This window comes from Sphingomonas sp. (genome assembly GCF_019746665.1).
Lineage (GTDB): Bacteria > Pseudomonadota > Alphaproteobacteria > Sphingomonadales > Sphingomonadaceae > Sphingomonas.
Window position 1 is genome coordinate 155,592 of record NZ_JAIERS010000006.1, and the last position, 18,581, is coordinate 174,172.

Annotated in this window: 25 protein-coding genes; 9 read left to right on the forward strand and 16 right to left on the reverse strand. The window is 68.1% G+C overall.

Going from position 1 to position 18,581, the window contains the following annotated elements; genetic code table 11:
• The first annotated feature begins 30 nt into the window (after positions 1 to 30).
• From K2X73_RS05725 to metW, 3 genes are read left to right on the forward strand one after another with little or no spacing between them, the layout of a single operon-like run.
• The gene (locus K2X73_RS05725; protein ID WP_294109169.1) at positions 31 to 1,143 is read left to right on the forward strand and encodes a homoserine O-acetyltransferase; all 1,113 of its coding nucleotides are present in this window, start codon (positions 31 to 33) and stop codon (positions 1,141 to 1,143) included.
• Positions 1,140 to 1,574, forward strand: a complete 435-nt coding sequence (locus K2X73_RS05730) for a GNAT family N-acetyltransferase (protein ID WP_294109170.1) — start codon at positions 1,140 to 1,142, stop codon at positions 1,572 to 1,574. The genes K2X73_RS05725 and K2X73_RS05730 overlap by 4 nt, the downstream gene beginning before the upstream one ends.
• Complete coding sequence (gene metW / locus K2X73_RS05735) at positions 1,571 to 2,158, forward strand: methionine biosynthesis protein MetW (RefSeq protein WP_294109171.1); 588 nt, start codon at positions 1,571 to 1,573, stop codon at positions 2,156 to 2,158. Before K2X73_RS05730 ends, metW begins: the two co-directional genes overlap by 4 nt.
• A gap of 80 nt (positions 2,159 to 2,238) precedes the next feature.
• Here the strand turns inward: metW and ssb are convergent, their stop codons facing one another.
• The 14 genes from ssb to K2X73_RS05805 form a co-directional block, all read right to left on the reverse strand.
• The gene (ssb, locus tag K2X73_RS05740) at positions 2,239 to 2,799 is read right to left on the reverse strand and encodes a single-stranded DNA-binding protein (protein WP_294109173.1); all 561 of its coding nucleotides are present in this window, start codon (positions 2,797 to 2,799) and stop codon (positions 2,239 to 2,241) included.
• A gap of 9 nt (positions 2,800 to 2,808) precedes the next feature.
• Positions 2,809 to 4,677, reverse strand: coding sequence for a ferrous iron transporter B (locus K2X73_RS05745; RefSeq protein ID WP_294109174.1), 1,869 nt, complete (start codon positions 4,675 to 4,677; stop codon positions 2,809 to 2,811).
• On the reverse strand, positions 4,677 to 4,931 hold the full coding sequence (locus K2X73_RS05750) for a FeoA family protein (protein WP_294109175.1): 255 nt from the start codon (positions 4,929 to 4,931) through the stop codon (positions 4,677 to 4,679). The genes K2X73_RS05745 and K2X73_RS05750 overlap by 1 nt, the downstream gene beginning before the upstream one ends.
• Positions 4,932 to 4,981: 50 nt before the next feature.
• Complete coding sequence (locus tag K2X73_RS05755) at positions 4,982 to 5,452, reverse strand: MmcB family DNA repair protein (RefSeq protein WP_294109176.1); 471 nt, start codon at positions 5,450 to 5,452, stop codon at positions 4,982 to 4,984.
• Positions 5,453 to 5,675: 223 nt separating this feature from the next.
• The gene (locus tag K2X73_RS05760) at positions 5,676 to 6,302 is read right to left on the reverse strand and encodes a cell wall hydrolase (protein WP_294109177.1); all 627 of its coding nucleotides are present in this window, start codon (positions 6,300 to 6,302) and stop codon (positions 5,676 to 5,678) included.
• 171 nt (positions 6,303 to 6,473) lie between these two features.
• Positions 6,474 to 6,812, reverse strand: a complete 339-nt coding sequence (locus K2X73_RS05765) for a DUF1491 family protein (protein WP_294109178.1) — start codon at positions 6,810 to 6,812, stop codon at positions 6,474 to 6,476.
• A complete protein-coding gene (locus K2X73_RS05770) occupies positions 6,809 to 7,264 on the reverse strand; it encodes a PaaI family thioesterase (RefSeq protein WP_294109309.1) in 456 nt (151 codons plus the stop codon). Before K2X73_RS05770 ends, K2X73_RS05765 begins: the two co-directional genes overlap by 4 nt.
• Positions 7,260 to 7,724, reverse strand: coding sequence for a PTS sugar transporter subunit IIA (locus K2X73_RS05775; RefSeq protein ID WP_294109179.1), 465 nt, complete (start codon positions 7,722 to 7,724; stop codon positions 7,260 to 7,262). The genes K2X73_RS05770 and K2X73_RS05775 overlap by 5 nt, the downstream gene beginning before the upstream one ends.
• Before the next feature lie 86 nt (positions 7,725 to 7,810).
• Positions 7,811 to 8,371, reverse strand: coding sequence for a ribosome-associated translation inhibitor RaiA (gene raiA / locus K2X73_RS05780; RefSeq protein WP_294109180.1), 561 nt, complete (start codon positions 8,369 to 8,371; stop codon positions 7,811 to 7,813).
• Positions 8,372 to 8,416: 45 nt separating this feature from the next.
• On the reverse strand, positions 8,417 to 9,097 hold the full coding sequence (gene dnaQ / locus K2X73_RS05785; RefSeq protein WP_294109181.1) for a DNA polymerase III subunit epsilon: 681 nt from the start codon (positions 9,095 to 9,097) through the stop codon (positions 8,417 to 8,419).
• 2 nt (positions 9,098 to 9,099) lie between these two features.
• The gene (coaE, locus tag K2X73_RS05790; RefSeq protein WP_294109182.1) at positions 9,100 to 9,699 is read right to left on the reverse strand and encodes a dephospho-CoA kinase; all 600 of its coding nucleotides are present in this window, start codon (positions 9,697 to 9,699) and stop codon (positions 9,100 to 9,102) included.
• The gene (locus K2X73_RS05795) at positions 9,696 to 10,499 is read right to left on the reverse strand and encodes a shikimate dehydrogenase (protein WP_294109183.1); all 804 of its coding nucleotides are present in this window, start codon (positions 10,497 to 10,499) and stop codon (positions 9,696 to 9,698) included. Before K2X73_RS05795 ends, coaE begins: the two co-directional genes overlap by 4 nt.
• Entirely contained in the window at positions 10,496 to 11,086 is a 591-nt protein-coding gene (locus K2X73_RS05800; protein WP_294109184.1) for a nucleoside triphosphate pyrophosphatase, read from the reverse strand. The genes K2X73_RS05795 and K2X73_RS05800 overlap by 4 nt, the downstream gene beginning before the upstream one ends.
• Positions 11,083 to 11,898 (reverse strand): pyruvate, water dikinase regulatory protein, encoded by an 816-nt coding sequence (locus K2X73_RS05805; RefSeq protein WP_294109310.1) that lies wholly within the window; start codon positions 11,896 to 11,898, stop codon positions 11,083 to 11,085. Before K2X73_RS05805 ends, K2X73_RS05800 begins: the two co-directional genes overlap by 4 nt.
• A 296-nt stretch (positions 11,899 to 12,194) precedes the next feature.
• Here K2X73_RS05805 and hemE point away from each other — a divergent pair, with 296 nt between their 5' ends.
• From hemE to K2X73_RS05825, 4 genes are all read left to right on the forward strand, one after another.
• Positions 12,195 to 13,217: a uroporphyrinogen decarboxylase gene (gene hemE, locus K2X73_RS05810; RefSeq protein WP_294109185.1), complete on the forward strand. Its 1,023-nt coding sequence runs from the start codon at positions 12,195 to 12,197 to the stop codon at positions 13,215 to 13,217.
• A complete protein-coding gene (locus K2X73_RS05815; RefSeq protein ID WP_294109186.1) occupies positions 13,214 to 13,669 on the forward strand; it encodes a CopD family protein in 456 nt (151 codons plus the stop codon). Before hemE ends, K2X73_RS05815 begins: the two co-directional genes overlap by 4 nt.
• Positions 13,670 to 13,861: 192 nt before the next feature.
• Entirely contained in the window at positions 13,862 to 15,118 is a 1,257-nt protein-coding gene (rho, locus tag K2X73_RS05820) for a transcription termination factor Rho (RefSeq protein WP_294109187.1), read from the forward strand.
• A 24-nt stretch (positions 15,119 to 15,142) separates the two neighbouring features.
• Positions 15,143 to 15,808, forward strand: a complete 666-nt coding sequence (locus K2X73_RS05825; RefSeq protein ID WP_294109188.1) for a YjbE family putative metal transport protein — start codon at positions 15,143 to 15,145, stop codon at positions 15,806 to 15,808.
• 45 nt (positions 15,809 to 15,853) lie between these two features.
• Here K2X73_RS05825 and K2X73_RS05830 read toward each other — a convergent pair whose 3' ends face one another.
• Positions 15,854 to 16,552 (reverse strand): dienelactone hydrolase family protein, encoded by a 699-nt coding sequence (locus K2X73_RS05830; RefSeq protein WP_294109189.1) that lies wholly within the window; start codon positions 16,550 to 16,552, stop codon positions 15,854 to 15,856.
• Positions 16,549 to 17,010, reverse strand: coding sequence for a methylated-DNA--[protein]-cysteine S-methyltransferase (locus tag K2X73_RS05835; protein ID WP_294109191.1), 462 nt, complete (start codon positions 17,008 to 17,010; stop codon positions 16,549 to 16,551). The genes K2X73_RS05830 and K2X73_RS05835 overlap by 4 nt, the downstream gene beginning before the upstream one ends.
• A 48-nt stretch (positions 17,011 to 17,058) precedes the next feature.
• Between K2X73_RS05835 and K2X73_RS05840 the strand changes: the two genes are divergently transcribed.
• Both K2X73_RS05840 and mnmE read left to right on the forward strand, forming a co-directional pair.
• Positions 17,059 to 17,286 carry a DUF6489 family protein gene (locus K2X73_RS05840; protein WP_294109192.1) on the forward strand — a complete coding sequence of 76 codons (228 nt, stop codon included), beginning with the start codon at positions 17,059 to 17,061 and terminating at the stop codon, positions 17,284 to 17,286.
• On the forward strand, positions 17,267 to 18,544 hold the full coding sequence (gene mnmE / locus K2X73_RS05845) for a tRNA uridine-5-carboxymethylaminomethyl(34) synthesis GTPase MnmE (protein ID WP_294109193.1): 1,278 nt from the start codon (positions 17,267 to 17,269) through the stop codon (positions 18,542 to 18,544). Before K2X73_RS05840 ends, mnmE begins: the two co-directional genes overlap by 20 nt.
• Positions 18,545 to 18,581 lie beyond the last annotated feature (37 nt).

Below are 18,581 nucleotides of genomic sequence, written 5' to 3' on the forward strand. Positions count from 1 at the left end.
GCCGGGCGCCAGCCCCCTAGCCGCCAAGCGATGAGCGATGGACGTTTCGGGCTCGCCCGGCGGGTGACTTTGGCGGGGCCGCTCCCGCTCGACGCGGGAAGCAGCCTCGCGCCGCTCGACATCGCGTACGAAACCTATGGCGCGCTCAACGCCGCCGGCGACAACGCCGTCCTCATCTGCCACGCGCTCACCGGCGACCAGCATGTCGCGAGCACCCATCCGATCACCGGCAAGCCGGGCTGGTGGCACCGGATGATCGGGCCGGGCAAGCCGATCGACCCCGCGCGCCACCTGATCATCTGCGCCAATGTGCTCGGCGGCTGCCTCGGTTCGACCGGCCCGGCGAGCCTGGCGCCCGACGGCGCGCGTTACGCAATGCGGTTCCCGGTCATCACCATCGCCGATATGGTACGGGCGCAGGCGCTGCTGCTCGATCATCTGGGCATCGAGACGCTCGCGGCGGTGGTCGGCGGATCGATGGGGGGGATGCAGGCGCTCGGCTGGGCATCGCTCTTTCCGCAGCGCGTGCGGACGTGCGTCGCCATCGCCACCACCGCGCGCCACACCGCGCAGAACATCGCCTTTCACGAGGTCGGCCGCCAGGCGATCATGGCCGATCCCCACTGGCAGGGTGGTGACTATTATGGCGCCGAGCCGCCAGCGGCGGGCCTCGCGGTGGCGCGGATGGCGGCGCACATCACTTATCTCTCCGAAGCCGGGCTCACCGAAAAATTCGGCCGCCGGCTCCAAGCGCGCGAGGCCAAGAGCTTCGGCTTCGACGCCGATTTCCAGGTGGAAAGCTATCTGCGCCATCAAGGGCTGAGCTTTGTCGATCGCTTCGACGCGAACAGCTATCTCTACATTACTCGCGCGATGGACTATTTCGACCTCGCCGAGCCGCATGGCGGGCAGCTCGCCCGCGCTTTCGCTGGCGCCCGCGCGACGCGCTTCTGCGTGGTGAGCTTCGATACCGACTGGCTCTACCCGACCCCCGAATCGCGGCTGATCGTTCAAGCCTTGAACGCCGCCGGCGCGCCGGTGAGCTTCGTCGAACTGTCGAGCCCGTTCGGGCACGACGCCTTCCTGCTCGATGCGCCCGAGCTCAACCGGGTGGTGAGCGGTTTTCTGGGAGCGCCGGCATGAACGACGTTGAACTGTGCGACGACAAGGCGCGGCTTGATGTCGATCGCATTCATGGCTGGCTGGCGGGCAGCTATTGGTCGCCCGGGATCACGCGCGAGCGGGTGGAGCGCGCGATCGCGAACTCGCACTGCCTGGGCGCCTATCGCGGCGGCGACCAGATCGGCTTCGCGCGACTGATCAGCGACCGCGCGACCTTCGCCTGGCTCGCGGATGTGTGGGTCGATGAAAGCGCGCGTGGCCAGGGGCTGGGTCGGCGGCTGGCCGCGTGGTTCGTCGATCAGGCCGATTACGGCGATCTGCGCCGCATCGGGCTCACGACGCGCGACGCGCACGGCGTCTATGCCGCGCTCGGCTTCCGCCCGCTGATGCGCGCCGATTATTATATGGAGCGGATCAGCCCCGAACTCGCCCGGGTCTATGCCGGGCAATGAGCCTGCGTCCCGACCTCGCGATCATCGCCGCCAATGTCGCAGCCGGCGCGCGGGTGCTCGACGTGGGCTGTGGCGACGGCGCGCTGATGGCCGCGTTGCGCGACGAGCGTGGGGTGGATGCGCGGGGGCTGGAGCTCGATGCGGGCAATGTCGCCGCCGCCGTCGCGCGCGGGCTCGCGGTGGTGCAGGGCGATGCCGACCGTGATTTGAGCGCCTACCCCTCGGCGAGCTTCGACTATGCGATCCTGAGCCAGACGCTGCAGACGACGCGCGCCCCCGATCGCGTGCTGGCCGAGCTGCTGCGGATCGGGCGCCGCGCGTTCATCTCCTTCCCGAACTTCGCGCATTGGCGCGTGCGGCTTTCGCTGCTCACGACCGGGCGGATGCCGGTGACGCGGTTGCTACCCGAACGCTGGTACGACACGCCCAACATCCACCACCTGACGATCGAAGATTTTCGCGCCCTTGTCGCGGCGCAAGGTGTGACGGTGGAGCAGGCGTGGTTCCTGGCGGGCGACCAGGCGTGCGGCGCGGCGGGGGCGAACTGGTTCGCGGAACATGCGGTGTTTTTGGTGCGGGGATAGACTCCCGCAGATGTTGCTAGAGAAGCATGGAAACCGGCCTTCGGCTGGCGCTCCGCACCTTCACCAGTTTCGTCAATCGCTCAAAACGGCACGTCATCATCCAGGTCGTCCGGGAATCCGCCGCCCCCGCCGAAGCCGCCACCCGAGCCACCGCTGCGGCCGCCCGAGCCGCCGCCAAACCCGCCGCGATCCTCGCTGAAGCCGCCGCGACCGCCGCCGCTCCGACCAGCGCCGAAATCATCGCCATAGTCGTCGCCGCCGCTCGAACGGCCACCACCACCCGCGCCGGGCGCGCCATCGAGCATCGTCAGCGTGCCGTTATAGGGGCGCAGCACCACTTCGGTCGTGTAGCGGTCCTGCCCGTTCGCGTCCTGCCATTTGCGCGTCTCGAGCTGGCCCTCGATATACACCTTGCTGCCCTTGCGCAGATAGCGCTCGGCGACGCCGGCCAGGCTTTCGTTGAAGATCGCGACCGAATGCCATTCGGTGCGCTCCTTGCGCTCGCCCGAAGTACGGTCCTTCCAGCTTTCCGACGTGGCGATGCGCAGGTTCACCACCTTGCCGCCGTTCTGGAAGCTCTTCGTCTCGGGGTCGCGCCCCAGATTGCCGACCAGGATCACCTTGTTGACGCTGCCCGCCATAACATCCTCTCAAAGCCCTGCGGCGACCGCCAGCCAATAGGTCGCGCCCGAAAAGGCGTAGGCCAGCGCGAACAAATAGCCAACCATGAATGCGGGCCATTTCCAGCCATTGGTCTCGCGCCGGGTGACCGCGATCGTCGAGATGCACTGCGGCGCGAACACGAACCACATCAGGAAAGCGAGCGCCGTGGGGAGCGACCAGCGGCGCTTGAGCGCATCCGTGATCGCCGCCTGCCCCGCCGCGCTGTTCTGATCGGCGCTTACCGCATAGACGGTGCCGAGCGCCGCGACCGAAATCTCGCGGGCGGCGATCGCCGGGATCAAGGCCAGCGTGATATCGCGATCGAACCCGATCGGCTTGGTGACGATCGCGGCGGTGTTGGCAATCCGTCCCGCGACCGAATAGTCGACCGGGTTCACCGTGCTCTCCGCCGGCGGCTTGGGATAGCTGAGCAGCAGCCACAGCACGATCGTGGTGCCCAGGATGATCGTCCCCGCCCGGCGCAAAAAGCTGTAGGCGCGGGTCCACAGCCCCAGCGCCACGTCGCGCGCGCGCGGCAGCTGATATTTGGGCAGCTCCATCATGAAGCCCGACGAGGCGCCCTTGGTCACCGTCCGCCGCAGCACCAGCGCGGCGACGAACGCACCGACGATGCCAAGGATATACAGCGTAAACATCACCAGCCCCTGCAGGCCCACGCCGGGGATGATGCGCGTGTTGGGGATCAGCGCGCCGATCACCAGCGTGTAGACGGGGAGCCGTGCCGAACAGGTCATCAGCGGCGCGATCAGGATCGTCGTCAGCCGGTCCTTCTCATCCTCGATCGTGCGCGTCGCCATGATGCCGGGCACCGCGCAGGCGAAGCTCGACAGCAGCGGGATGAACGCCCGCCCCGAAAGCCCCGCCGCCGCCATCAGCCGGTCCATCAGGAACGCGGCGCGGACCATATAGCCGCTCGCCTCCAGCAGCAGGATGAACAGGAACAGGATCAGGATCTGCGGCAGAAACACGATCACCGCGCCGACGCCGGCGATGATCCCGTCGGCGATCAACCCGCGGACGAACCCCTCGGGCAAGGCGGCCGAAACCGCACGCCCCGCATCGGCGAACAGCGCGTCGAGCGCGTCCTGCGGCACCGTCGCCCAGCTGAACACCGCCTGGAACATCAGGAACAGAATTGTCAGCAGCAGCGCCGTGCCCCAGACCGGATGCAGCGCCACCGCGTCGAGCGCATGGGTGATCCGCCGGGTCGGGGTTTCGCTGACGATCACGTTCCGCGCGATCGTTCGCGCGCGCTGCTGGAGCGCGCGCAGATCAGCGGCGGGCGGCGTGTCGCTCGCGCGCAGCCGCACCGCGCCGCTTGTCCCCAGCGCAGCCGCGAGCGCCTCGCGCAAGGCGTCGAGCCCGCGCTTGCGGACCGCGATGGTGGACACCACCGCGACGCCCAGCTCGGCGGCGAGTCGCTCGGGCGAAAGCATCAGCCCGTCGCGCTCGGCGAGATCGACCATGTTGAGCGCGACCACCACCGGCATTCCGAGCGCGATCAACTGGAGCGCGAAGCGCAGGTGATTGTCGAGATTGCCCGCGTCGAGCACGATCACCAGCGCGTCGGGCAGCCGTTCGCCGGCTTGCGTCCCTAGCAGCACGTCGCGCGTCACCCGCTCATCAGGCGACAGCGGATCGAGGCTGTAGGCGCCGGGGAGATCGACCAGTTCGAGCGGGCGGCCATCAGGCAGCAGGGCGCGCCCCGAACGACGCTCCACCGTCACGCCAGGATAATTGCCGACCTTCTGCCGCGCGCCGGTGAGCGCGTTGAACAGCGCGCTCTTGCCGGCATTGGGATTGCCGACCAGCGCGACCAGCGGGGCGGCGTGCATCAGCCGGTCTGCGTGACCCGAATCGCCGCGGCGACCGGGCGGCGCAGCGCGACCGTCATCCGCCCGATCCGGCAGGCGACCGGCCCGCCCCACAAAGTCGCGCGGTGCAACATCTCGACGCTCACGCCCTCGTCGAAGCCGAGCTCACGCAGGCGCCGCGCCTCGGGCTCGGCGAGGCGGTCCCAATCGATGGTCGCGATCTGGGCCGCGATGCGCGGGGCCAATTGTTCCAGAGTCAGCGCGGGGGCGAGCATGAGTCGCCAGATACGTCTTTTGCGAGTGACTATCAATATCGGTGGTGGGTTTACCCCTCGATCAGGCCCGCTTCGGCATCGGGATCGAGCGTCAACGCCAGCCGCCTAGCGGCGCGCCTTGCGAAGGCCAGTGTCTCCCGCCGACGCGCGGGCGCCGGGAGGGGAACGCTGTGCGCCTCGCGGACGATCATCGCATCATAGCGATCGGCGACGATGATCCCGCTGCGTTCGGGGAGAAACGCCGGCTGGGCGAGCGGGGCGTGATCGAACCCCTGCGGGACCGCCCAGAAATAACGGTCGCAATGCGCCAGATAATCCTGCCACTTGCCATCGCCGAGCAAATCGGCGCGGCTCACCTTGATCTCGACGATGGTGATGCCGCCGCGCGGATCGAGCGCCATGATGTCGGCCCGCCGCCCACCCTCGAGCGGGACTTCGGCGACCGGCGTCAGATCGTGGCGCAGCAACAGCCGCGATACGCCGCGGCAGACATCACGAGCGGTGAGATCGGGCGAAAGCATCGCCACGTCCTAGAACATTTGCCGAACAAGGGGAAGACTACCTTCCCGAGAGCCTGACCAATCCTGCCCGGCGACGGCCAAGGCCGAGGCATGCGACGCTCGCCGCGCGGCGCTCAATGGCAGCGCGCCGGATGCTGGCCCCCGACATCCGTCGGGGGGCACAGTACCGATGCCGTGGACTCGAACTTAGAGGCTGGCAGGCGCCATCACGCCCCAAACACCCTCAGCGGTAGAAGACGTGCCCGCCGATTGCGGCGACACGGCGCTTGCCCCAGCTGGGGGCGACACGGCTCGCGTGGAAGAACAGCGCGTCGCCGACCGGGCTTTCCCAGCCACCGTCAAGCGCAACCTGCGCGACAGCCATCGCGGTACGATAATGCGCATTGTCGGGAATCGCCGGCATCTCGCCGTCGCGCAGGAAAGCGAACTGGCCGCGCTGCTTGACGACCGAGCAGATGGTGCGTGGGAAGCGGCCTGATTGGGTACGGTTGAGGATCACCTGCGCCACGCCGAGCTGGCCGACCAGCGGTTCGCCCTTGGCTTCGAAGTAAATCGCGCCGGCCAGGCAGCGCAGCTCGTCATCGGGTGCCTCGGGCATGTCTTGCGCGTCGATCGCCTCGGCGAGCGAAGCATAGCGCGCGGGCGCCTCGGCCTCATCGTCATCGACGGAAATTTGCGGTGGGAGCGCGGCTGGCGCGGGAACCGAAGGCACGGCCGGAAGATTGGTGGTCGCAAGCGGCGCACCGGCCGGCTTGTCGAGCGTCAGCGCCAGGCCAGGCTTGCCGGCGCCGGTAAGGGATAGCGAGCAGAGCAGCAACGTGGCCGCAGCTTGCCGGAAAGAAAAAAGCATCAACCGTCATCAATGGGCGGTGGGTACGCGAAGAACCGCCGCTGATCCGCGGTTCGCGGTCAAACGCCGTTCTCGGGTGGCCCCCCGACTACGTTGCCGGCCGGTATCGCACCCCTGCCGGCCTACGCTTTGCAATAGGCCTGCGCCTTAGGCTCCCGCCTGCTTAACAGGTCAATAAAAGTCGGTCGTTTCAGCGGTGAACCGTGAGTGGGATGCGACGTCCAGTTCGATCACCCACAAATCCGGGTCTCGCGCGCGACGGCGCTGCCAATATTCGGTGATCGCGGCCGCGTCGCCGTCAATCGGTCCGGCCGGGATCAGCCCGGGCACGCCAGCGGCCCCTATCCCACGCTCGAAGCATTTGAAGTCGGCGCCCTTTTCGCTGACGATCAGCAGCACCGCGCCGCCTTGCGGCTCGCCTTTGGCGCGGACCATCCCCATGCCGCCCGAGTCGTTCACCCGGCGGAGCAGCGCGCCCACGCGCAGGTGAGTCGGCAGCCGGTCGCTCATCCCAAACGATAGCCCGCGAGCCCGGCGAGCGGGATGCGCGAGCGCATGAAGGTGCCGGTGCCGCGCGCCACCTCCTCGCCGCCGCCATCGATCAACCGCGCCTCGGCGATCAGCACGCGACGTTGGCCGCTCACCCAACGCCCCTCGGCGATTGCCGGCCCCGCTCCCATCGGGCGGGTAAACAGCAGGTTGAACTGGGTGGTGAGCAGGAACCGATCGGTCACAAGCGTATTCGCGGCATAGAAGGCGGCATCATCGAGCATCTTGAAATAGCTCGTGCCGTGCGCCGCGCCGCCTGCGTGGAAATGACGGGGGTCGATCTCGAAGCGGATGCGCGAAGTGCCCGGGCCGGTGATCTCGAGCACCGAATCGAACAGCTGATTGATCGGGGCGGCCGCGTAGAGCGATTCAAGCGCCCGGTAATGCCCGGCGGCGCCGGGGGGTGCCTCAATCGAGCTCACGCCCGTCCTCGGTCCAGAGCGCATAAAGCGCGTCGGGCGACCCCGCGCCGCGCAGCTTGGCGACGAACGTCTGGTCGCGCAGCCGCCGCGACACGCCCGCGAGCGCCTTCAGATGCTCGGCGCCCGCCTGGGGTGGCGAGAGCATCACGAACACCAGATCGACCGGCAGCTCGTCGATCGCCTGGAAGTCGATCGGCTGGGAAAGCCGCGCGAACAGCCCGACGATCCGGCCCAGCCCCTCGAGTTTGCCATGCGGGATCGCGATGCCCGCGCCAAAGCCGGTCGAGCCGATCTTCTCACGATCGAGCAACGACGCCGCCGCCTCCTTGGGCGCGAGCCCATGCGCCTGGGCGAGCTGGCTCGCGAGCTGCGTCAGCAGTGCCTTCTTATTGGCCGCCGGCACGCCCGCGATCACCGTCTTGGGTTGGAGCAGCGCACTGAAATCGATCATCGTCACATCCGCAAGTGCCCGCGGCGCCTTAGCGGCAAGCCAGCGGAGGCGCAAACGCGGTGGTCGTGGCGTTGATCGGCGCCGCGTCAGGTCGCGCGCTTGGGCTCGACCCAGCCGATCGTGCCGTCGCCGCGGCGATAGACCATATTGTACACACCGCTGCCAGTGTTGCGGAACAAGAGCGCGTTGGTGTTACGCAGATCGAGCATCATCACAGCGTCCGACACGGTCGCATCGGGCACGTCGACACGTGTCTCGGCGATCACCGGCGGGAAATCGGCGGCGGGCTCCTCCTCCGGCTCGGGTTCGAGCAGCACGGTATAGCCCGCGTCCTCGGCGATCGGTGCGGTGCGGTCCTTCAGCCGGCGGACATAGCGGCGGAGCTGCTTCTCGATCTTGTCGGCGGCGCCGTCGAACGCCAGGTGCGCGTCCATCGCACCATGCGTGCCCTTCAGGATCACGCCCTGCATCACGTGACAGACGATGTCGCAGGTGAAGCCATTGTCGCGCGGCCCCTTGCCCAGCGTCACCTGCGCGGAGATCGTTCGCGCATAATATTTCTCGGTGATCCCCTGCAGTCGCTCGGTCGCGTGGGCCCTGAACGCGTCACCCGTTTCGACCTGATGCCCGGAGAGCCGAATGTCCATGTGGTACCTCCATTCCTGACCGTGCCGAAGGGCACGGAGTCCATGTCAGCCGAGCCAGAGCGGCTCGGTGATCGTCTCGACAAAGCGGGCATGGGCCGCGCGCTCCTCGGCGCTCGGGGCAAAAAGACGCGGCGGCCGCGCCACGCGCGGGCCGGCGGAAGCCGTGATCGTCTCCTCGGCGCTGGCCGATTCGGCAACAAGCCCCAGCCCGATCTGCCGCCCGCCGGTCAGCTCGACATAGACCTGGGCGAGCAGCTCGGCATCGAGCAGCGCGCCGTGAAAAACGCGGGCGCTGCGATCGATCCCGTATCGGGTGCACAACGCGTCGAGGCTGTGCTTGGCACCGGGATGGCGTGCCCGGGCGAGGGGCAGCGTGTCGACCATGCGATCGAGGCTGACGACCGCCCGGCCGCAGCGTGCAAGCTCGCCGTTCAGAAAGCCGAAGTCGAAGCTCGCATTATGCGCGACGAGCGGGCTATCTTCCAGAAATTCCAGTAGGTTATCGCACGTCGTCGCGAACAGGGGCTTGTCGGCGAGGAAGGCGTCGCTCAGCCCGTGCACCGCCTGTGCCTCGGCCGGCATCGCGCGCTCGGGGTTGAAATAGGCGTGGAAGCGCCGTCCGCTCGGCACGCGATTGACCAGTTCGACACAGCCGATCTCGACCAGCCGATCCCCACCCGCGAAGCTCAGGCCGGTGGTTTCGGTGTCGAAAACGATCTCGCGCATCGTCACATTAATGTCGCGGATCGCGTCCCCAAGCAAGCGATCAGCCGCGCGACCGCGGCCCGGGTTTCGGCGAGCGGCACGTCGGTTGGGATGATGAAATCGGCACGGGCGCGCTTTTCCGCGTCCGGCAGCTGGCGGGCGAGGATTGCCTCGAACTTTTCGGGCGTCATCCCCGGGCGGGCGAGGACGCGGGCGCGCTGAGTCGCTGGATCGGCCGAGACGACCAACACCTTATCCACAGCCTTGTCCCCGCCGGTTTCGAACAGCAACGGCACGTCGAAAACGACCAACGGGGCAGTCCCGTGCGTTGCCAGGAACGCTTCGCGCGCTGCCGCGACAGCCGGATGCACGATCAGCTCAAGCCGGCGCATCGCCGCGCCGTCCCGGAGCACGTCAAAACCAAGCCTCGCACGATCGACGCCGGCCGGGCCGGTCGTTCCCGGAAACGCCGCCTCGATCGCCGGCACCAGCGCCCCGCCCGGTCCTTGCAGGCGGTGAACCTCGGCGTCCGAATCGAACACCGGCACGCCAAGCTCGACGAACATCGCGGCGACCGCCGACTTGCCCATGCCGATCGAGCCGGTGAGGCCGAGGATGGTCATGCGCCGAGCAGCGCCCGCACGTCCTCGTCGCGCTCGCGCGGGGGCGCGGCGCCGAAGAACAGCTCGAACGCGAGCGCCGCCTGGCCGATCAGCATGTCGAGCCCGTCGATCGCCTCCAGCCCGCGCGCCTCGGCGGCTTGGAGCAGGGGGGTTTCGAGCGGGGCATAAACGAGATCATAGACGATCGCGTCCTCCGGCAGGGGCGCGAGGTCGAGCGTGAGTGGCGGCTGGCCGGTCATGCCCAGCGAACTCGCGTTCACCAGCAGGGCGGCCGGAGGCAGCGGCGCGGTGAGCGGCAGCACCTGGCCCTTCAGCCCGAAATGCGCGAGCAGCGCGGCGCCTTTCAGCGGCGTGCGGTTGAGCAGGGTCACCGGCCCCACCCCCATCCTGGCGAGCGCGAAGAGCACCGCGCGCGCCGCGCCGCCCGCGCCGATCACCGCGACCGGCGCGCCGGCCAGATCATGCTCGGCGAGCGGAGCATAGAAGCCGGCGGCGTCGGTGTTGGTCGCGAACAAGCCGTCGGCGCCGCGCGCGACGGTGTTGGTCGCGCCGATCGACTGGCGCACTCCACCGGGATCGGCGACATGATCGAGCGCCGCCACCTTGTGCGGCAAAGTGATGTTGCACCCGCGCCAGGCGGGATCGGCCGCCCGCTCGGCGAAATAGGCGCCCAGGCCATCGGGCGCCACCCGGGTCGCGCGATACTCGGCGTCGATCCCCAGCGCCTTCAGCCAATAGCCGTGGATCAGCGGCGATTTGCTGTGCGCGATCGGATCGCCGATCACCTCGGCATAGCTCATGACGGCATCACCCCGCGCGTGCGGCAATAAGCAAGCAGCGGCAGCAGCGGCATCCCCAGGATGGTGAAATGATCGCCCTCCACCCGCTCGAACAGCTGGACGCCCCGCCCTTCGATCCGGAAACAGCCGACACAGCCAGCAATCGCGGGCCATTCGGCGTCGAGATAGGTCGCGATGAAATCGGGCGACAAGGCCCGCACATGCAGCCGCGCCTCGGCGACATGACGCCAAACCGCGCGCCCATCTTGCGCCACGACCGCGGCGCTGACGAGCGTGACCCGCGTACCCGACATCATCCGCAGATGGGTTGCCGCCTGCTCGCGACTCTCGGGCTTGTCGAGCAACCGGGCGTCGGCGAGCGCGACGATCGAGTCGCTGCCCACCACCAGCGCCTCGGGCCGTAGCGCGCTGCCTTTCAGCGCTTTCAGCTCGGCAAGGGTATCGGCGACATCGCGTGGCGCCGCGCCCGCCATCGCCGCTTTGACGCCGCTCTCGTCGACCGGCGCGGCGATCGCCTCGAACGGCACCCCCGCCGCCGTCAGCATCGCCCGCCGAGACGCGCTTTGCGAGGCCAGCACCAGCTTCATGCCCCGGCCCGCCGTTCCTGGCACAGCGCGATGATCGCCGCCGCCGTCTCCTCGATCGAACGGCGCGTCACGTCGATCACCGGCCAGCCATTGTCGGTGAACAGCCGGCGGGCATAGGCCACCTCGCGCGCGACCGATTCCTGGTCGACATAGGCGGTCTCGGGCGCCTGGTTGAGCGAGAGCAGGCGGTTGCGCCGCACCTGCACGAGCCGTTCGGTGCTCGTCGTCAACCCCACCACCAGCGGCCGCTTCAGGCCGAACAACGCCGGCGGCGGCGGCACTTCGATCACGATCGGGATGTTCGCGGTCTTGTACCCGCGATTGGCGAGGTAGATCGAGGTCGGCGTCTTGGACGAACGCGAAACGCCGGCGAGGACGATATCGGCCTCCTCCCAATCCTCGGGGGCGATGCCGTCATCATGCGCGATCGTATATTGGATCGCGTCGACCCGCGCGAAATAGGCGGCATCGAGCATGTGCTGGCGCCCGGGTCGTGCCTTGGCGGTCTGCCCCAGCAGCGCCGAGAGCGCGTCGGTCACCGCGTCGAGCGGGGCGACCGCGGGCAGGCCGAGCGCGCGGCACTGTTCCTCGAGCGTCCGCCGGGTCTCGGTATTCACCAGCGTGAACAGCACCAGACCCGGATTCTGCGCGATTTCGTGGAGGATGCGCTGGAGATGCGCTTCGCTGCGCACCATCGGCCAGAAATGGCGGATCGTGTCGACATCGTCATATTGCGCGAGCGCCGCCTTGGCGATCGTCTCGAGCGTTTCGCCGGTCGAGTCCGACAGCAAATGCAGATGGAGCCGCATCAGCGGGGCGCTTCTGGGGATAACATGCCGCAAAACCGCTAGCGCAACTTCGCGCCCCCGCAAAGCCCGGTGCCGCCGTGGATAAGCCGGGCGCTCATCCACAACCCCGCGCACAGGTGGGGAAACGATCCACAGGCTGTGGATTGCGGGGGCAGGCGATGCCGACTCCCCGTACCACCACGGGGCCGCGCCACGTCAAGCTGTTGGCAATGCCGGGGCAAAGGCTTAAGCCCCACCATCAACAGCACCAACCATCACAACAACCTTTTATTAAGATTCTTATTTTGAAGGGGGGCCGAGTGACCAAGACCTTGCTGGCCGCGCTGAAAGGCGAACGGCAGCCGCGCCCGCCCTTGTGGCTGATGCGCCAGGCCGGGCGCTACCTGCCGGAGTACCGGGCATTGCGGGCCGAGAAGGGCGGCTTCCTCGATTTGGCGACCGATCCCGAGGCGGCGACCGAGGTGACGCTGCAGCCGCTGCGGCGCTTTGGCTTCGATGCCGCTATCCTGTTTTCGGACATTCTGATGGTGCCCTGGGCGATCGGCCAGAATCTGCGCTTCGGCGCGGGCGAGGGGCCGGAACTGTCGCCGGCTTTGGTCGATGCGTCGCTCGACGCGCTCGACCCCGCGCCTGAACGGCTGGAGCCGGTGTACGAAACGGTGCGCCGCGTCGCCGCCGCGCTCGACCCGGCCACGACTTTCCTGGGCTTCGCGGGCAGCCCGTGGACGATCGCGACCTATATGGTGGCGGGGCATGGCAGCCGCGATCAGGCCGAGACGCGCGGCTATGCCTATCGCGATCCGGGCGCCTTCGCGGCGATCATCGACCGGGTGATCGCGGTGACGGTGGAATATCTCGCCGGCCAGTTCGCCGCCGGGGTGGATGCGGTGCAATTGTTCGACAGCTGGGCGGGGAGTCTCTCTCCGGCGCAGTTCGAGCGCTGGGTGATCGCCCCCAATGCCGAGATCGTCCGCCGCCTGCGCGCGCGGGTGCCGGACGCGGTGATCATCGGTTTTCCCAAGGGCGCGGGTGGCAAGCTGCCGGCCTATGCGGTGGAAACCGGGGTCGATGCGCTGGGCCTCGACGAGACGGTCGATCCCGAATGGGCGAACGCGGTGCTGCCCGAAGGGCTGCCGGTGCAGGGCAATCTCGATCCGCTCGCGCTGCTCGCCGGGGGCGCGGCGCTCGATCAGGCGGTCGATCGCATCCTCGCCGCTTTCGCCGAACGTCCGCATGTGTTCAACCTTGGCCACGGTATTCTGCAGCAGACGCCGATCGAGCATGTGCAAGCCTTGGTCGCGCGGGTAAGAGGGCAGGCATGATCGGTTGGCTCGGCAGCGCCTATCCCTGGGTGAAGGCGGCGCATCTGATTTTCGTCATCTTCTGGATGGCGGGGCTGTTCATGCTGCCGCGCTTCTTCGTCTACCATCAGGAAGATGGGCTCACCGGCCCGCAGGCGCAGCGCTGGATCGAGCGCGAGGCGAAGCTGAAGAACATCATCCTCAACCCCGCGCTGGTGATCGTGTGGGTGCTGGGATTGATGCTGGCGGCCAATCTGGGGCTGTTCAGCGGGCAGCCGGGCCTTGGCTGGCTCCACGCCAAGATCGCGCTGGTGGTGCTGCTGAGCGGCTTTCACGGCTGGGCGGTGGGCTATGCCCGGCGCCTTGCGCGCGGCGAAGCGCGGCTGGCGGGGCGGACGCTGCGGATGATCAACGAAATTCCGGGCGTCGCGGTGACGCTGATCGTGATCCTGGTGATCGTCCAGCCATTCTAGCGTGCTATTGATTCGCCCGGCGCCCGCGCGGAACGGGTAACAAGCGCGACGAACCGCTGCCGCCCTTGCTTGACGCCAGCACCCGCCCCACTTATCGCGGACCGAGCGGCGCCCTCGTGCGCCGACCCGCCTTGTATCGCGCCCCGGGCCGCGGCTGGCCTGGCTGCCCTTCCCCAAATCGCTGGATACCCCATGCATCTTGCAGACCTGAAGAAAAAGACTCCCGCCGAACTGGTCGAAATGGCCGAAGGGCTTGGTGTCGAGGGCGCCTCGACCATGCGCAAGCAGGACCTGATGTTCGGCATCCTGAAAGTGCTCGCCGATCGCGCCGAACAGATCATGGGGCTCGGCACGATCGAGGTGCTGCCCGATGGCTTCGGCTTCCTGCGCAGCCCGGAGGCCAATTATCTCGCCGGCCCCGACGACATCTATGTCTCGCCCAACCAGGTCCGCAAATTCGGCCTGCGCACCGGCGACACGGTGGAAGGCGAGATCCGTGGGCCGAAGGATGGCGAGCGTTACTTCGCGCTCACCCGTCTCACCTCGGTCAATTTCGATGATCCCGAAGCGCTGCGCCACCGCGTCAATTTCGACAATCTGACGCCGCTCTACCCGGACGAGAAGCTGCGGCTCGATCCCGCCGATCCGACCATCAAGGACAAGAGCGCGCGCGTCATCGACATCGTGTCGCCGCAGGGCAAGGGCCAGCGCGCGCTGATCGTCGCCCCGCCGCGCGTCGGCAAGACCGTGCTGCTCCAGAACATCGCCAAGGCGATTACCGACAATCACCCCGAAGTCTTCCTGATCGTGCTGCTGATCGACGAGCGGCCCGAGGAAGTGACCGACATGCAGCGCAGCGTGAAGGGCGAGGTGATCAGCTCCACCTTCGACGAACCCGCCAGCCGCCACGTGCAAGTCGCCGAGATGGTGATCGAAAAGGCCAAGCGCCTGGTCGAGCACAAGAAGGACGTGGTGATCCTGCTCGATTCGATCACCCGCCTGGGCCGTGCCTACAACACCGTCGTCCCCAGCTCGGGCAAGGTGCTGACCGGCGGTGTCGATGCGAACGCGCTGCAGCGCCCGAAGCGCTTCTTCGGCGCGGCGCGTAATATCGAGGAAGGCGGCTCGCTCTCGATCATCGCCACCGCGCTGATCGACACCGGCAGCCGCATGGACGAAGTGATATTCGAAGAATTCAAGGGCACCGGCAACAGCGAAATCGTGCTCGATCGCAAGGTGGCGGACAAGCGCATCTTCCCCGCGCTCGATGTCGGCAAGTCGGGCACCCGCAAGGAAGAGTTGCTGGTCGACAAGGCCAAGCTCAGCAAGATGTGGGTGCTGCGCCGTATCCTGATGCAGATGGGCACCATCGACGCGATGGAGTTCCTGCTCGACAAGATGAAGGACTCGAAGACCAACGAGGACTTCTTCGATTCGATGAACCAGTAACGCGGCACAGGCGTTGCCGGCGGCATGACCCTCGCTCTCATGGCCACGATGTGGTCGCAAATCCTGAACGATTTCAGCAATCTCGGGTCGCCGAGCGCGCTGTCGGCGTTTTTGCAGGTGCTCGCGATCGACGTGCTGCTGGCGGGCGACAATGCCATTGTCGTCGGGGCCCTGGCGGCGGGATTGCCGGCCGCGCAGCGCCAGCGCGTCATCCTGATCGGGATTGGCGCGGCACTGGTGCTGCGGGTGGTGTTCGCGCTGATCGTGACGCAGCTGCTCGCGCTGGTCGGGCTGGTGTTCGCCGGCGGCCTGCTGCTGCTTTGGGTCGCGTGGAAATTCTGGCGCGAACTGCGCGAGGATCATCCCGGCGAAGCCGATGATGCCGCCCCGCTGAAACCCGCGCGCAGCTTCGCCGCCGCCGCCTGGGCGGTGGCGATCGCCGATGTCTCGATGAGCCTCGACAATGTGCTCGCGGTCGCGGGGGCCGCGCGCGCGCATCCCGGCATCCTGGTGATCGGGCTGCTGCTCTCGGTCGCGCTGATGGGCCTGGCCGCGAATCTGATCGCCCGGCTGATCGGCCGCTATCGCTGGATCGGCTATTTCGGGCTGGTGGTGATCCTCTATGTCGCCGGGCGGATGATCTATGACGGGATGATCGACCCCGATGTGGGGATCATGACCCTGTTTTGAGCATAAGCGCGGCGGTCCGGCCAACCGGATCGCCGCGCCGCCCGCTCAACCCAGATGTTCGGCGAAGAAGGCGAGCGTGCGCTCGTCCGCCCGTTGCGCCGCCGCTTCGGACCGGCGCTTGCCCAGCTCGGCGGCGAAGCCATGGTCCTCGCCCGGATAATCATAGAGCGTGACCTTGGGGTGATCGTCCAGCCCCTCATGCATCGCCGCCTGCGCATCCTTGGGGACGAAGCCATCCTCGCCGGCGATGTGGAGCAGCAGCGGCCGGGCGATCGCGTGCTTCTCACCGAGCAGCCCCGGCACCCCGACCGCGTAATAGCCGACCGACGCATCGGCATCGGTGCGCGCGGCGACCAGATAGGCGAGCCGCCCGCCCAGGCAATAACCGACCACGCCGACCTTGCCGCCCGCGCCCAGCCGCGCGCGCGCGGCGCGGATGGTGGCTTCAAGGTCGCGGATCGCCAGATCCTGGTCGAACCGGCCCATCAGCGCGAGCGCCTGCTGGAATTGTTCGGGGACATCGGCATCGAGCTCCACGCCGGGCTCCAGCCGCCAGAACAGATCGGGCGCGATCGCGAGATAACCCGCCGCCGCCAGGCTGTCGCACTTGCGGCGAATGCCTTGATTGACGCCGAAAATTTCCTGGATCACCACGACCGCGCCGCGCGCGGGTCCACTCGGCTCGGCGAGATAGGCGGCGAAGCTGCCATCGCCGGCCAATGTGTCGATGCTGATGTTCGTCATCGAAATTCTCCTTGTTCATGGGCGATCAGCCACGCCTTGGTGCTTGGCCCCTCGCCCGCCGAGTAAGCGCCAAGCGCGCCGCCCGCGCCGAGCACGCGGTGGCAGGGAACGATGATCGGCAGCGGATTGCGCGCGCAAAGCTGGCCGATCGCGCGCGGGCTCGATGCCAGCCGCCGGGCGAGCGCGCCATAGCTGAGCGTCTCGCCATAGCCGACCGCGATCAGCCCGGCGCGCAGCTCGCCACCGCGCGCCGATCGCGGTGCCGCGAGCGGCAGGTCAAAGGTCTTGAGGGCACCGGCGAACCACGCATCGAGTTGGCGCAGCGCCTCGATCGCGAGCGCCGAGGTGCCGCGCGCAACCGCGCCGCCAATCTCGATCCGCGCCACGCTGCCATGCTCGACGGTGACCGTCACCGGGCCGATCGGCGTTGCGATTCCGCCATGATCGCGGGCATACATGAGCCTGCTATGCCGCGCCCCGCGGCAGCGCTCAAGCGGAGAGGCGCGTTGAAAATCAATGTCGAAGTCGAATGCACGCCCGAGGAAGCGCGCCGGGCGATGGGCCTGCCAGACCTGACGCCGGTCCACGAGAAATATGTCGCGACGATGCTCGAGATGATGGACGGCCAGGTACGGCCGGAAGCGATCGAGGCGATGATGCGCAGCTGGGCGCCGATGGGCGAAGCGGGGATGACCTTCTGGCGCCAGCTGTTCGATGCCGCCACGCGCAAGTGACACGATCTTCGCGGTCGCCAGCGGCCCACCGCCGGCGGCGATCGCGGTGATGCGGGTGAGCGGCCCGGCGGCGTTTACGCTCGCCGAAACACTGGCCGGCGCTCTTCCCGCCCCCCGGCGTGCCAGCCTGCGGACGCTGCGCGGCGGCGATGGCACGCTGCTCGATCGCGCGCTTGTGCTGGTGTTTCCGGGGCCGAACAGCGCGAGTGGCGAGGACCTGGTCGAGTTGCATCTTCATGGCGCGCGCGCGGTGGTGGCGGCGGTATCGGCGGCGCTGGCGGCGGGCGGTGGCCGGCTGGCAGAGCCGGGCGAGTTCACCCGCCGCGCGCTGATGAACGGGCGCATCGATCTGGCCCAGGCGGAGGGGCTCGGCGATCTGCTGATGGCGGAAACCGAGAGCGCGCGCCGGGCGGCACTTGGCACCGCCGAGGGTGCGGTCAGCCGACGAATCGGTGCGTGGGGGGCACGGCTGCTGGAGGCATCGGCGCTGATCGAAGCGGCGCTGGATTTCGCGGACGAGGATGACGTCGGGGAGCTGCCGGCGGGCCTTCCCGCGTCGCTCGCCGCGCTTGCGGAGGATATGCGCCTCGTCCTCGCCGCGCCCCCGGTCGAACGACTGCGCGATGGCGTGCGGGTGGTGCTCGCGGGGCCGCCCAACGCTGGAAAATCGACATTGCTCAATGCGTTAGCCGAACGCGAGGCAGCAATCGTCTCGCCGATCGCGGGCACCACGCGCGACCGGATCGAGGTGCCGGTGGTCCGCGATGGCATCGCCTATCTGTTGATCGACACCGCCGGGCTCGCTGAGACCACCGACGATCCGATCGAGGCGATCGGCATCGCGCGCGCGCGGGCCGCCGCCGCCGAGGCCGACATTCTGCTTTGGCTGGATGATTCGCCGCCGCCAGCGGGAGCGCTGTGGCTTTATCCCCGCGCGGACGAACGCCCGCCCGCGTTCGACGGTCGGCTGGCACTATCGGCGCGAACGGGCGCCGGGGTGGATCAGCTGTGGAGCGCGCTGGCCGATCGCGCGCGCGCGATCCTGCCGCGTGCCGATCAGCTGGCGCTGAACGCCCGACAGCGCCAGCACGTGGACCATGCCGCCGAAGCCGTGCTCGCGGCATCTGCCGAGACCGATCTGCTAATCGCCGCCGAGCAATGCCGCCTCGCCCGACGCGCGCTCGACGCGGTGACGGGAGCGACGGGGACCGAAGCGATGCTCGACGCCTTGTTCGGCCGCTTCTGCATCGGCAAGTGATGTTCCACGTGAAACAGTTTTGACCGCACCGGCGCGT